The following is a 12,970-nucleotide window of genomic DNA, read 5'->3' as shown; positions in this document are numbered from 1 at the left end:
GGCGTCACGGCAGCGCAGGGACGGGTGCCGGCGCCGGGGCTCCGAGGAGTTCGACCAGGTCGTTGACGGCCGCGCGCCCGGCCCGGTTGGCGCCGACGGTGCTGGCGGACGGGCCGTAGCCGACCAGGTGGACGCGCGGATCGGCGCTGGCCCGGGTGCCGGTGAGCGCGATGCCGCCGCCCGGGGAACGCAGGCCGAGCGGGGCGAGGTGGCCGACCTCGGGCCGGAATCCGGTGGCCCAGACGATCGCGTCCACCGCCATCTCCTCCTCGCCCCAGGCGACTCCGTGCTCGGTGAGGCGGTCGAACATCGGCCGGCGGTGCAGCGCGCCCAACTCCTCGGCGCGCCGGTAGGCGACGGACGGGCCGAGCCCGGTCACGCTCACCACGCTGCGCACCGGCAGGCCCTGCCGGACCCGCTCCTCGACTTTGGCGACCACCGCGCGCCCGTACTCGGGGGTGAACGGCCCGTCGTGGTAGACGGGTTCGGAGCGGGTGACCCAGACCGTCCGGCCGACCGCCGCCACCTCCGACAGCACCTGGATCGCCGAGGCGCCGCCGCCCACCACCAGGACGCGCCGGCCGGCGAACTCCTCGGGGCCGCGGTAGTCGGCGTAGTGCAGCTGCCGGCCGGCGAAGTGGCCCGGGTAGTGCGGGAGGAAGGGGCGGGTCCAGGTGCCGGTGGCGTTGATCAGCGCGCGGGTGGACCAGGTGCCGCGGTCGGTCTCGACCAGCAGCCGGGAGCCCGGGCGCTCCGACTCGGCGCGTACGGCGCGCACGACGACGGGGCGTACGACCGGGAGCGCGTGCCGGGCCTCGTACGCCGCGAAGTACCCCGGCACCACCTCGCGGGCTGGGGCCTCGGGGTCGGGCGGCGGGAGTTCGGCGTCCGGGAGGTCGTGGAAGCCGTGCACGGTGGCCATCCGCAGCGACGGCGAGCGGTGTGCCCAGGCGCCGCCCGGTCCGGGAGCGGCGTCGAGCACGACGAAGCCGCCGTCGGCGTCCGACCGGTGGGGGGCGAAGCCGCGGCGGCGCAGGTGGTAGGCGGCGGACAGGCCCGCCTGCCCGGCGCCCACCACCAGGACGTCCACGCGCTGCGGCACGCTGTTCGTTGCACCGTAAACAGTCACGCAGGTGAAACATCGGGGGTCCGGTGACTGTTCCCGCGCAGGGCCGGGCCGGCGGTGCGGGGCGTCAGGCGATCGGGGAGATCACCGCGGCGGTGCCGTAGGCGCAGACCTCGGTGCCGACGTCCGCCGCTTCCGTGACGTCGAAGCGCATCATCAGGACGGCGTTGCCGCCGCGCGCCTTGGTCTGCTCGACCAGCCGCTGCATCGCCTCGTTGCGGCTCTCGACCAGGGTCTTCGTCAGACCGCGCAGCTCGCCGCCGATCAGCGACTTCAGGCCGGCGCCGATCTGGCTGCCGAGGTGGCGGCTGCGGACGGTCAGTCCGAACACCTCGCCGATCACGTGGTCGACCCGGAAACCGGGGATGTCATTGGTGGTCACGACCAGGACGTCGGCGTTCGGGCCCTGCCCGCCGCCGTACTCATTGATGTCAGCCATGCGGCTCATCCTGCCAACGTCCTGCGTCCGAGTGACCGAGGCGGGGCCGGGCGATGGCCGAGAAGGCGCCCGGAAGCTGGTCCGGACCGGTGATCGGGCGGCGGAAAGGCCGTACCGTAGCCCCATGGGCGAGCGAAGCGATCATCCACAGGGGCCGGGCGCGGCGGAGGACTCCGGTGCGCAGGAGATCGAGGCGACGGTGGTGCTGGGCCTGCGGATCACCGACTGGCCGGCCCTGCGCGCGGCCGCGATCAGGGCCGTAGAGGAACTGGACTTCGAGGGCATCGACCCGGCGGGCCAGCGTCGCGAACTGCTGCGCGAGGTCGCCGAGGACGCCAACGCGGCGCTCGGCGCGCTGCTGCACCCGGACCGGCTGGTGGCCGCGATCCCCGGCGTCGAGGCGATCGGCGGCACCCTGGAGATCAGCGTCACCGAGGACTTCACCCCGGACTTCGCCGACCTGTTCCCGCTGGAGGCCGAGGACGAGGACGGCGGTGCGGGCGCGGACTGGACGCTCACCCCGCGCACCGCCTGCCTCCTCCACGCCCAGCTGCTCGGCCTCGCCGACGCCGCCTACGACGACCTCGACGAGCACGGGGACGATCCGGTCGTCGACGGCGAGGACACGGACTGGACGGTCTTCGCCCGGCTGCCCCAGCGCACCTGGCGGTTGCACCGGGGCTGGCGCCGCACCATGGCCCGGGCCTTCGACGACCTGGCCGACGACCTCGCGCTCGGCGAGTGGCCGCTGCCGCGCTGCCTGGCCGAGGAGATCGCGCTGCGGATGGCACTGGTGGACGCCCGGGTGCTGCTCGGCGCGCAGCCCGAGTCGGTCGCGGACATGATGGGCGACCTCCCGGCCGACCTCTACGACTACGACTGGGACGGCTGCCACGACGAGCTGTTCGGCGTGTACGGGCCGGACGAGGGCGATCCGGAACTGGCCGCGGAGCAGCGGACGGAGATGCTGCTGGCGGCCACCCACCCAGAGGGCTGGTTCCTGATGTACGAGGACGCGGAGGAGCGGGACCCGAAGCGCGGCTACCGGCGCTGACCGGGCGTCGGGACGCTGGTGGCTGGTGCGCTGGGCTGGTGCGCCGGGGCTGGGACGGACGGGCCCCGGCAGTGGCTGGCGGGGCGGGGCTGGCATGCTGGACGGGTGACTTCTCCGTTCGATGACCAGGCTTCCGTCTCCCCGGCTTCCGTCTCCCCGGCTTCCGTTCCCTCGCTCGCGGGTACTCCCGGCGCTGACGCCGGTGCCGCTTCCGGCGCCGTGGTCTCCCCGGCCGCCGAGGAGCGTGACGCGCTGCCGCAGTACGTGCTGCCGCTGGTCGTGCGGGTGGAGCGGGCCACCCCGCCCGGGCGGACGGACGCGCTGGAGACCTCGGCGCGGGCGGTACTGACCCTGCTCGCCGACCCGCGGGTGACCGAGGCGGACGGCGAGTGGGCGGAGCGGATCGCGGCCTGGGAGGACGCCCGGATCCGCAAGGTGGTCCGCCGGGCCCGGGGCGGGGAGTGGCGCCGGGCGGGCGAGCTGCCGGGGGTCACGGTGCAGGGGCAGGAAGCGGAGGTGCGCGTGTTCCCGCCGGTTCCGCTGGACGGCTGGCCGAAGGAGCTCGCCAAGCTGCAGGTCTCCGGGACGGATCTGGAGGAGACCGTCGAGGTCGGCGCGCCCGAGCCGGGAGTGCCGGTGCTGTGGCTCAACCCGGAGCTGGAGATGAGCGCGGGCAAGACGATGGCGCAGACCGGGCACGCCGCCCAGCTGGCGTGGTGGCGGCTGGAGGAGGCGGCGCGCAAGGAGTGGGCCGAGTCCGGCTTCGCGCTGGCCGTGCGGACGGCCTCGCCGGAGGCGTGGGAGGAGCTCGTCCGCAGCGGGCTGCCGGTGGTCCGGGACGCGGGCTTCACCGAGATCGCGCCGGGCAGCTGCACCGTGATCGCGGAGCACCCGGCGCTGCGGTGACCCGGCGGGCGGCCGACGGGTAACAGATGACAGCCGACAGATAACAGATTTCGAAATCTGTTATCTGTCGACTGTCATCTGTCAGCCGTCGGTTGTCACTCGTTCCTCGTCATCGGCTAGGCGCCGGGAACCTCGTACCGCCGTATCGCCCGCAGGCCCCCGCAGACCGCGAGTGCCGTCCAGGCCGCCATGATCAGCAGCCCGGTCCAGTGCCCGTAGTGGACGCCCGGTTCGGGCTGGGTGCGCATCGCGTACAGTCCGGCCCGGTCGGGCAGGAACTGGCCGGCGTCGCGGACGCCGGGGATGGCGGCCAGCAAGGTGGTGCCGAGGAAGACCATCGGGGGCAGCAGGCCGAGCGCGGCAGTGAAGTTGCCCAGCACCGCGGTCAGTCCGAGGCAGAGCAGCACCAGCATCGGGTGGTACAGCACGCCGGCCAGGAAGCTGTGGGTCAGGCCCGGGGTGGACAGGTCGAGGCCGACGGTGGCGTCGACGGCCAGGAACGATCCCGCCGTGGAGGCCAGTCCGAGCAGCAGGCCCAGCCCGGCGCCGAGCGCGAGCTTGGCGCCGTACAGCCGGCCGCGGTGCGGGACGGCGGTGAGTGAGCCGCCGATCATGCGGGTGTTGAACTCCTGCCCGATGAGCAGGATTCCGATGCAGGCCACCGCGACGTGGCCGAAGTTGAGCCCGTAGAAGATCCCGCCGGCCGGGTCCTCGCCGGGGGTGTGGTCCTTCGCCCCGTAGGCGACGTTGACGGCCGCCGTGACGCCGACGGTCAGGGCCAGGGCGACCAGCGGGGCCGCCCACTGCGAGGGCAGGGTGGTGAACTTGATCCGCTCCGCACGCAGGGCGGCAGCCGTCCCGCTCATCGTCTCTCCCATCTCTCGTTCCTGCGTGGTCACTTGGTGCGCCGGACGGCGCGCAGGCCGCCGTAGGCCGCCAGGGCCGTCCAGAGCGCCATGATGAGCAGCCCGGTCCAGTGGCCGTAGTCGACCTGGGGGTCGTCGGCGTAGCGCAGTGCGTACTGGCCGGCCCGGTCGGGCAGGAACTGGACCAGCCGGCGGACCCCGGGTACGCCGCTGAGCAGCGGCGAGAGCAGGAACACCGTCGGGACCAGCAGCCCCATGGCGGCGGTGAGGTTGCCCAGCAGGGCGGTCGCCCCGAGGCAGAGCACCACCAGCAGCACCTGGTAGAGCACGCCGGCGATGACGCTGCGCGCCAGGGCCGGTCCGTCCCACGCGCCGGGGACGGTGGCCGCGTACCCGGCGAGGCCGCCCGCCGTGCCGAGGGCACCGACCGGCAGTGCGACCAGCGCGCCGGTCGCCAACTTGGCGCCGTAGAGCCGGCCGCGGCGCGGAACGGCGGTGAGCGACACGTCGATCATGCGGGTGTTGAACTCCTGGCCGATCAGCAGGATGCCGAAGCACACCAGCGCCGCCTGGCCGAAGTTGAGCCCGTAGAAGATGCCGACGCTGGGGTCGTCGGTGAGGTTGTGGTCGGCGCCGTGGAGGATCGCGCCGGTGAGGGTGGTGACCCCGGCGGTGAGCAGGAGTGCGAGCAGCGGGGTGATCCAGAGCGAGCGCAGGGTGGTGAGCTTGATCCGTTCGGCGCGAAGGGCGTTGACGGTGAGGGAGCGGGCGGTGGGAGCCTGGTGAGCCGGGGTAGGAGCAGGGGTCGGGATGGTGGCGGCCGGGGTGCTCATGCGGCGGCCTCCGCCCGGTACTCGACGCTGCCGGCGGTCATCCGCATGAACGCGTCCTCCAGTGAGTCCTGTCGTACGGCGATCTCGTACAGCACCACGCCGTTGGCGGCGGCGAGTGCGGCGATCCGCTCGGGCTCGGCACCGCTCACCTCCCAGGCGCCGCCGTCGACTCGGGTGGCATCGAGGCCGTGCCCGGTGCCGCCGAGCAGGGCGGCGAGTTTGGTCGGGTCGACGGCCCGGACGCGGACCCGGGTGCGGCCGTGGCGGTCGATGAACTCGGAGGTGGCGGCGTCGGCGAGCAGCCGGCCGCGTCCGATCACCACCAAGTGGTCGGCGGTGAGGGACATTTCGGTCATCAGGTGGGAGGAGACCAGCACCGCCCGTCCCTCGGCCGCGAGTTCGCGCAGCAGGGTGCGGATCCAGCGGATGCCCTCCGGGTCCAGGCCGTTCACCGGCTCGTCCAGCATCAGGACCGGCGGGTCTCCGAGCAGCGCGGCGGCCACCCCGAGGCGCTGGCGCATGCCGAGCGAGAAGGTGCGGATCCGGCGTCCGGCCGCCTCGCTCAGGCCGACCTGGGCGAGCACCTCGTCCACCCGGCGCTTCGACAGCCCGTTGCTCGCGGCGAGCCAGCGCAGATGGCCGTGCGCGGTGCGCCCACCGTGCAGGGCCTGGGCATCCAGCAGCGCGCCCACCTGCCGCAGCGGGTCGGCGAGTTCGGTGTACGGGCGGCCGCCGACCAGGGCGCGTCCGGCGGTCGGGCGGTCGAGGCCGAGGACCAGGCGCATGGTGGTGCTCTTGCCGGCGCCGTTCGGGCCGAGGAAGCCGGTCACCACGCCGGGTCGGACCTCGAAGGAGAGGTCGTCGACGGCACGCCGGTCGTCGTACTCCTTGGTCAGGCCCTGGATCTCGATCACGGCCGTGCTCCCTTCGGATCGTTCGGTGGTGCGCTGCTGCCGGCAGTTCCGGCCGGTGGTCACATTCGACCGCAGCGGGCCCACCGGCGGATCCCGCAGGGGAGTGGAGCCGCCTCCCTCTCGGGAGGGAGCGTGACCGCACCCGGGACGGGAGCCGGGAACCGCCGACGAACTGGCAGGATGGCGCGGTGCCCAAGATCGCCGTGCCCAAGATCGCCGTGCCCAGGATCGCCGTGCCCAGGATCCTCGCGCCGCTGCTGGCCGGAGCCACCTACGCGCGTCTGCTGCACCTCTTGGTCGGATGGATCTTCATGGGCGTCGTCCTGCTGGTCTATCCCGGGACGTACGGGCTGACGCTCACCCGGATCGTGGCGGAGTGCGTCGCCGTGGACTCCGTCCTGCTGATGCTCGCCGCGCTCATCCCGGCGACCCGGCGGGCGGAGGGGATCCAGGCCCGGCTGCTGCTGGTGCCCGACCGCGAGCAGGACATCGCCGCCGACTCCTCCCGCGGCTGGGCCGACCGGTGGCGCACCGCGCTCTGGCTGATCGGCCGGGTCGCGCTCGGGTCGGCCGTCGGGATGGCGACCGTGCTCGGCGTCAACGCCGGCGGCGGCCTGCTGGCGGGGCCCCGCGGGCAGCACTACCTCCTGCTCCTGCCGGTGGCACTGTTCGGCTACGGCTGGCTGGTGGTGGCCGCCGGACGCCTCCAACTCGCCATGGCCGTACGGCTGCTGAGCCCGTCCCCGGCGGAGCGGCTGGCGGAGGCGGAGTTGCGGGCCGAACGGCTGCTGGAGCGCAACCGGTTGGCCCGTGAGCTGCACGATTCCATCGGCCATGCACTGACAGTGACGGTCATTCAGGCCGGTGCGGCCCGCGAGGTCGGCGACCAGGCCTTCGTCGCCAAGGCGCTCGAAGTCATCGAGGAGACCGGGCGCCAGGCCATGGACGACCTCGAACGCACCCTCGTCCTGCTGCGCGAGACCCCCGCCGGGGCGAACGCCGTGGCCACCGAACAGCCCGGAATCGACCAGCTGCCCGCGCTGTTCGACACCGCCCGCGCGGCCGGCAGCCCGGTCGAGGCGCGGATCGAGGCGTCCGCCGACGTGCTGCCTGGAGTGCTCTCCCGCGAGTCGTACCGGATCGTCCAGGAGGGGGTCACCAACGCGCTCAAGTACGCACCCGGCGAGCCCGTCGGTGTCCGGATCGCCGTACGGGCGGGGCAGTTGGAGCTGCGCTGCGCCAACCGGCTGCCGGGCGGCGGGAACCGGCCCCCGGCGGGCGGGACGTGGCCGGGCGCGGGCGGGGTGCGCAAGGGCGGCAAGGGCCTGCGCGGCATCCGTGAGCGCGCCACGCTGCTCGGCGGAGAGGCGACGGCGGGGGCGGCGGAGGACGGGAGCGGGGAGTGGGTGCTGAACGTGCGGCTGCCCCTACGCTTGGGCTCGTGACGAACGATCTTGTGGTGGACGGTCCGACCGGGAGCGCAGCGGGCATGGCGGGCACGGGCATGACGGACATCCTGCTCGCCGACGACGAGGAGCTGGTCCGGTTCGGCCTGCGCGCCGTCCTTCAGGCGCAGGGGGACCTGCGGGTGGTCGGCGAGGCGGCCGACGGCGCGGAGGCGGTCGCCCGGGCGCGCGAACTGCGGCCGCACGTCGTGCTGATGGACGTCCGGATGCCGGTGATGGACGGCCTGGCGGCCACCCGCGAGCTGCTGCGTCCCGGCGCCCCCGGGGAGCGTCCGCCGCGGATCCTGGTCGTGACCACCTTCGAGAACGACGACTACGTCTACCAGGCGCTGCGCGCGGGCGCCGACGGCTTCCTGCTCAAGCGGTCCCGCCCGGCCGAGATCGCCCAGGCGGTACGGCTGGTGGCGGCGGGGGAGTCGCTGTTGTTCCCGGCCGCGATCCGCCGCCTGGCCGCCGGGCACGGCAACCCGACCGCCCGCGCCGCCATGGAACGGGCGGCACTGACCGAACGCGAGGCGGAGGTGCTGCGGCTGATCGCGCGCGGCCTCAGCAACGGAGAGATCGCCGAACGGCTGTTCCTCGGCGTGCAGACGGTGAAGACGCACGTCAGCAGCGTGCTGGCGAAGCTGGGTGCGCGGGACCGTACCCAGGCGGTGATCGCCGCGTACGAATCGGGGTTCGTCGAGCCGTCGGAGTAGGACCCGGTCAGGGGCCGTGCGCCGGGGAGCCGGGCGGGCGGGTGCTCGGTCGGTTGCGAGAGCGGACGGGCGGGTGGGCCGGACGGGGCTCAGGCCGGGTAGGCGTGGGTCTGGGTGGCCTTGACCGAGGCCCAGACCGCCGCTCCGGGCGCCAGCCCCAGCTCCGCGACCGCCGCCGGGGTGAGGTCGGCGGCCATCGGCAGCTCGCCGGACAGGTCGGCGCGGATCCGGTCGCCGTGCAGGTCCAGGCCGGTGACCTCGGCCTTCCACAGGTTGCGCGCGCTGGACTGCGGGCGTTCGCGGTAGAGGGTCACGGCGGAGGGCGGGAAGGCGACGAACGCCGGCCCGTCCAACTCCTCGGCGGTGGCCAGGACGGTGCCGTCCGGGAGCGTGACCTGCGTGCCCTCGGCCCGGCCCTGGTACAGGTTCAGCCCGACCAGGCGGGCGATGTAGTCGGTGCGCGGCCGCCGGGCGACCTCCGCCGGGCTGCCGGACTGCACCTCGATCCCGTGCTCGATCACCACCAGCCGGTCGGCCAGCACCATCGCGTCCAGCGGGTCGTGCGTCACCAGTACCGCCACCGCCTCGAACTCGGCCAGGTGGCGCCGTAGTTGGGCCCGCACGTCGAGGCGGGTGCGGGCGTCCAGGGCGGCCAGCGGCTCGTCCAGCAGGAGGAGTCGGGGGCGCACGGCGAGCGCCCGGGCCAGTGCCACCCGCTGGGCCTGACCGCCGGAGAGCCGGCCGGGGCGGGCCGAGGCGTGGTCGGCCAGGCCCATCCGCTCCAGCCAGCCGGCCGCCTCGGCCCGGGCGGCGCGCTTGGGGCGGCCCTGGCAGCGCGGGCCGAAGGCCACGTTGTCGAGCGTGCTGAGGTGCGGGAACAGCAGGTAGTCCTGGAACACCACGCCGACCGGCCGCTCCTCGGCGGGGGTGTGCACGCGCTGCTCCGGGTCCTCCAGGAGGTGGCCGTCCAGGCGTAGGTGGCCGCCGGTGAGCGGCAGCAGCCCGGCGAGGGCGCGCAGGGCGGTGGATTTGCCGGCGCCGTTGGGGCCGAGCAACGCGACCACCTCGCCGGGGGCGGCGGTGAGGGCGAGGTCGAGGGTGAATGCGGGGCGTTCGACTCGCAGTCGGGCGTCGAGTGCCTGGCCGGTGGTGTTCTCGGTGCTCATCGGGTCGTCGTCCAGGTGTCCGAGGGGGTGCCGGGGGCGGGCGGGAGCGCGAGTGCGGTCACCGACGAGGGTGCGGTCACCGACGAGGGTGGGGCCACCGACGAAGGTGCGGTCGTACACGCGGGTGCGGTCGTACACGTGGGCGTGGTCACGGTCGCGGCGGTCACGGGGTGGACAGCCAGCGGTCGCGCAGGCCGACCAGTACGGCGACGGAGACCACCAGCAGCACCAGCGACAGCGCGATCGCCGCCTCCGGGTCGGACTCCATGGCCAGGTAGACGGCCAGCGGCATGGTCTGGGTGCGGCCGGGGAAGTTGCCCGCGAAGGTGATCGTGGCGCCGAACTCGCCGAGCGCCCGGGCCCAGGCGAGGACGGCTCCGGCGGCGATCCCCGGGGCGATCATCGGCAGGGTGACCCGCCGGAACGCGGTCAGTCGGGAGGCGCCCAGGGTCGCGGCCGCCTCCTCGAAGCGGGGGTCGGCGGCCCGCAGCGCGCCCTCGACGCTGATCACCAGGAACGGCATCGCCACGAAGGCCTCGGCGATCACCACGCCCGTGGTGGTGAACGGCAGGGTGATGCCGAAGGCCGAGTCCAGCCAGGACCCGACGATGCCGCGCCGCCCGAGCACCAGCAGCAGCGCCACACCGCCGACCACCGGCGGCAGCACCAGCGGCAGGGTGACCAGCGCCCGGATCACCCGCCGGCCCGGCAGTTCGGTCCGGGCGAGCAGCCAGGCCAGCGGGACGCCGAGGAGCAGTGACACGACGGTGGCCGCCGTCGCACTGATCAGCGACAGGCGCAGCGCGTCCCAGACAGCGGGGCTGGTGAGCTGTTCGGACAGGGCGCTCCAGGGCGCCCGGATCAGCAGGCCGACCAGCGGCAGGATCAGGAACGCCAGCCCGAGCAGCGCCGGGAGCAGCAGGGTGACCGGGATGCGGTGTGCCCGTGGGCGGGGCCGGCGGCGCGGCAGGACCTTCGTGAGTCCCGCCGCCCCGCCGGTCGGCCCGTCGGTGGTCCCGGCGGCTGTACCGTCGACCGGCCCGTCGACCGGCCCGTGGGCAGCCCCGTCGGCCGGGTGGTCGGGATCGGAGCCGGTGGTGCGGTCGCTCACGGCGCCTGGAAGCCCGCTGCGGTCAGCGCCTGCTTGGCCTCGGGCGACTGGACGTACGCGACGAAGGCGGCGGCGCCCTCCTTGTTCGGTGCCTTGGCGAGCGCGGCGATCGGGTAGTCGTTCACGGCCTTGGCCGCCTCGGGGAAGTCCACACCGTCGATCTTCGCAGCATCGGCCTGCACATCGGTCTTGTACACCAGCGAGGCGTCGACCTCGCCGAGTTCGACCTTGGTGAGCGCACCCTTGACGTCCTGCTCCAGGGTGACCGGGGTGAGGTCGAGGCCGGCGGCCTTGAGCGCGGTCTGGGCGGCGGCGCCGCACGGCACCTCCTTCGCGCACAGCGCGACCTTCACGCCGGAGGCGGTGAGGTCCTTGAGGCCTGCGATGTGCTTGGGGTTGCCCTTGGGGACGGCGATGGCGAGCGTGTTCCTGACGAAGGTCGTCGGCTGGCCGCTCGCGCCGCCCGCGTCGGTGACGGTCTTCATGGTGGCCGGGCTGGCGGCGGCGAACACGTCCGCCGGGGCACCGGAGTTGATGCTGGTCGCAAGGCTGGAGCTGCCACCGAAGTTGAAGGTGACCTTGGTGCCCGGGTTGGCGGCCTCGAACTTCTTGCCGAGCTCGGTGAAGGTCTCCTTGAGCGAGGCGGCGGCGAAGACGGTGATGGCGCCGCTGGCCTTCGGAACGCCGCTGCCGCCGTCGGCGGGGGCCGAGGCGTTCGCGGAGCCGTTCGCGGAGGCGGGTGCGTTGGAGGCGGCGGAACCGGACTTTCCGCCGTCGCTGCCGCAGGCGGTGACCCCGAGGCTGAGGGCGAGGGCCGCAGCGGCAGCGACGGCGAGTCTGCGGGTGGTGCCGGTCGTACGGGAGCTCATCGGTGCTTCCCCTCCAGGGTGCGCGCCGGAAGGGGCGCGGGGGTGGCCGCAGGTGCGGGCATTACGGCGATCATAGTGCCGCAAATGCGAGCGATAAATCCTCTGTCGCTTCGCACAGGCGGGGGTTGTCACGGGCCTCGGACCTGCTGTGGGATGGCTCAAACGGGGCGGGGGTGTGGGTACCGGGCGGATGCGGGACGGGCGCGCGGGGAGGCGTGCCAGTGCATGGCGGGGCGCAGATGCGCGGTAGGGGCGTGCAGAAAATGCTTCGCGCCGGGGGCGGTCGAGCGGTCAGAGTGGGGCCGGTCCGTACATCCGGCCTGGCCGCGGCAGGTGCGCCGGCCCGGCCGAGCCAAGGGGAGGAGTCCGTCCATGTCCACGCTGCGCGTCACCGCCGAGAAGCTGACCGTCCTGGAGCACCCGAACGCCGATGCTCTGGAGCTCGCCCAGGTCGGACTCTACCGGGCGGTGGTCGCCAAGGGCGTGTACCGGACCGGAGAGCACGCGATCTACATCCCCGAACAGTCCGTCCTCCCCGAGGAGTTGATCGAGGAGCTGGGCCTGACCGGCAAGCTGGCCGGATCCCTGGCGAACCGGGTGAAGGCGGTACGGCTGCGCGGCGAGCTGTCCCAGGGCATCGTCTGCCGGCCCGCCGCGCTCGCCGGCACCGACCTGGCCGTCGCGGCCGAGCGCGGCGAGGACTTCGCCGAGCTGCTCGGGGTGGTCAAGTGGCAGCCGCCGGTGCCGACCTCGATGAGCGGCGTCGCCGTCAGCGCCCCGGAGCTGCTGCCCTGGGTCGACATCGAGAACCTCAAGCGCTACCCCGACGTCTTCGAGCCGGGCGAGCCCGTCGTGCTGACCGAGAAGCTGCACGGCAGTTGTTGCCTGATGACGTACACCGCCGCCACCGGCGAGGTGCAGGTGTCGTCCAAGGGGATCGGCGCGCAGGGGCTGGCGCTGGTCGAGGACGAACGCAACCTCTACTGGCGCGCGGTGCGTGCGTACGACATCCCGGCGGTGGCGGCCCGGCTGGCGCAGCGCCTCGGCGCCGAGCGGGTCGGCATCTTCGGCGAGGTCTTCGGCGAGGGCGTGCAGGACCTCGGCTACGGCGCCTCCGCGCGCACCGAGCGGCCCGGCTACGCGGCCTTCGACGTGTCGGCCGTCGTGGACGGGCGGCTGAGCTGGCTGCCCGCGGCCGAACTGCTGGACGGCGAGCTGCCGTTGGTGCCCGAGCTGTGGCGCGGGCCGTTCGACCCGGAGGCCGTGCTGGGGCACGCCCAGGGCAAGGAGACCCTGTCCGGGCGCGAACTCCACCTGCGCGAAGGCGTGGTGGTGCGGCCGGTGACCGAGCGCTGGAGCCCGGTGCTCGGCGGGCGGGCGATCGCCAAGGTGGTCAGCGACGCCTACCTGACCCGCAAGGGCGGCACCGAGTACGAGTAGGCCGGGCGCCGCGCGCCGCCGTGCGAGGGGGACACACTTCTTCCGGCAATGACTACCCGTCAGTAGAGTCGGCGGTGTGCAT

The 12,970-nt window shown here is 73.9% G+C and carries 13 protein-coding genes; 5 read left to right on the top strand and 8 right to left on the bottom strand.

Annotation, left to right across the window (positions count from 1 at the left end):
* Nucleotides 1-4 precede the first annotated feature (4 nt).
* Nucleotides 5-1,102, bottom strand: a complete 1,098-nt coding sequence (locus CRP52_RS05630; protein WP_179852693.1) for an NAD(P)-binding domain-containing protein — start codon at nucleotides 1,100-1,102, stop codon at nucleotides 5-7.
* Between the two features lie 91 nt (nucleotides 1,103-1,193).
* Nucleotides 1,194-1,565 (bottom strand): YbjQ family protein, encoded by a 372-nt coding sequence (locus CRP52_RS05625; RefSeq protein ID WP_097235377.1) that lies wholly within the window; start codon nucleotides 1,563-1,565, stop codon nucleotides 1,194-1,196.
* A 124-nt stretch (nucleotides 1,566-1,689) separates the two neighbouring features.
* Here CRP52_RS05625 and CRP52_RS05620 point away from each other — a divergent pair, with 124 nt between their 5' ends.
* Both CRP52_RS05620 and CRP52_RS05615 read left to right on the top strand, forming a co-directional pair.
* Nucleotides 1,690-2,619 carry a hypothetical protein gene (locus CRP52_RS05620; protein ID WP_097235376.1) on the top strand — a complete coding sequence of 310 codons (930 nt, stop codon included), beginning with the start codon at nucleotides 1,690-1,692 and terminating at the stop codon, nucleotides 2,617-2,619.
* Nucleotides 2,620-2,838: 219 nt separating this feature from the next.
* A complete protein-coding gene (locus CRP52_RS05615) occupies nucleotides 2,839-3,525 on the top strand; it encodes an aminoacyl-tRNA hydrolase (RefSeq protein WP_097235375.1) in 687 nt (228 codons plus the stop codon).
* 116 nt (nucleotides 3,526-3,641) lie between these two features.
* On the opposite strand, the gene CRP52_RS05610 is transcribed toward CRP52_RS05615, so the two are convergent.
* The 3 genes from CRP52_RS05610 to CRP52_RS05600 are packed head-to-tail and all read right to left on the bottom strand — an operon-like array spanning nucleotide 3,642 to nucleotide 6,138.
* Entirely contained in the window at nucleotides 3,642-4,403 is a 762-nt protein-coding gene (locus tag CRP52_RS05610; protein WP_097235374.1) for an ABC transporter permease, read from the bottom strand.
* A gap of 17 nt (nucleotides 4,404-4,420) precedes the next feature.
* Entirely contained in the window at nucleotides 4,421-5,224 is an 804-nt protein-coding gene (locus tag CRP52_RS05605; protein WP_097235373.1) for an ABC transporter permease, read from the bottom strand.
* Nucleotides 5,221-6,138, bottom strand: a complete 918-nt coding sequence (locus tag CRP52_RS05600; protein ID WP_097239860.1) for an ABC transporter ATP-binding protein — start codon at nucleotides 6,136-6,138, stop codon at nucleotides 5,221-5,223. Before CRP52_RS05600 ends, CRP52_RS05605 begins: the two co-directional genes overlap by 4 nt.
* 188 nt (nucleotides 6,139-6,326) lie before the next feature.
* On the opposite strand from CRP52_RS05600, the gene CRP52_RS05595 reads away from it, so the two are divergent.
* A complete protein-coding gene (locus CRP52_RS05595) occupies nucleotides 6,327-7,583 on the top strand; it encodes a sensor histidine kinase (protein ID WP_257032307.1) in 1,257 nt (418 codons plus the stop codon).
* A gap of 59 nt (nucleotides 7,584-7,642) precedes the next feature.
* Nucleotides 7,643-8,302: a response regulator transcription factor gene (locus tag CRP52_RS05590; RefSeq protein ID WP_097239858.1), complete on the top strand. Its 660-nt coding sequence runs from the start codon at nucleotides 7,643-7,645 to the stop codon at nucleotides 8,300-8,302.
* Between the two features lie 89 nt (nucleotides 8,303-8,391).
* On the opposite strand, the gene CRP52_RS05585 is transcribed toward CRP52_RS05590, so the two are convergent.
* From CRP52_RS05585 to modA, 3 genes are all read right to left on the bottom strand, one after another.
* Nucleotides 8,392-9,468 (bottom strand): ABC transporter ATP-binding protein, encoded by a 1,077-nt coding sequence (locus CRP52_RS05585; protein WP_097239857.1) that lies wholly within the window; start codon nucleotides 9,466-9,468, stop codon nucleotides 8,392-8,394.
* A gap of 163 nt (nucleotides 9,469-9,631) precedes the next feature.
* Complete coding sequence (locus CRP52_RS05580) at nucleotides 9,632-10,438, bottom strand: ABC transporter permease (RefSeq protein WP_097239856.1); 807 nt, start codon at nucleotides 10,436-10,438, stop codon at nucleotides 9,632-9,634.
* A 137-nt stretch (nucleotides 10,439-10,575) separates the two neighbouring features.
* Nucleotides 10,576-11,448 (bottom strand): molybdate ABC transporter substrate-binding protein, encoded by an 873-nt coding sequence (gene modA, locus CRP52_RS05575; protein WP_097235372.1) that lies wholly within the window; start codon nucleotides 11,446-11,448, stop codon nucleotides 10,576-10,578.
* 372 nt (nucleotides 11,449-11,820) lie between these two features.
* On the opposite strand from modA, the gene CRP52_RS05570 reads away from it, so the two are divergent.
* Complete coding sequence (locus CRP52_RS05570; protein WP_097235371.1) at nucleotides 11,821-12,888, top strand: RNA ligase (ATP); 1,068 nt, start codon at nucleotides 11,821-11,823, stop codon at nucleotides 12,886-12,888.
* The last annotated feature ends 82 nt before the right edge of the window (nucleotides 12,889-12,970 follow it).

Source organism: Streptomyces sp. 1331.2, from assembly GCF_900199205.1.
In the GTDB taxonomy this organism is placed as follows: Bacteria; Actinomycetota; Actinomycetes; order Streptomycetales; family Streptomycetaceae; genus Kitasatospora.
The sequence above is the reverse complement of the archived record's forward strand: the minus strand, read 5'-3'. Positions and strand labels throughout refer to the sequence as shown.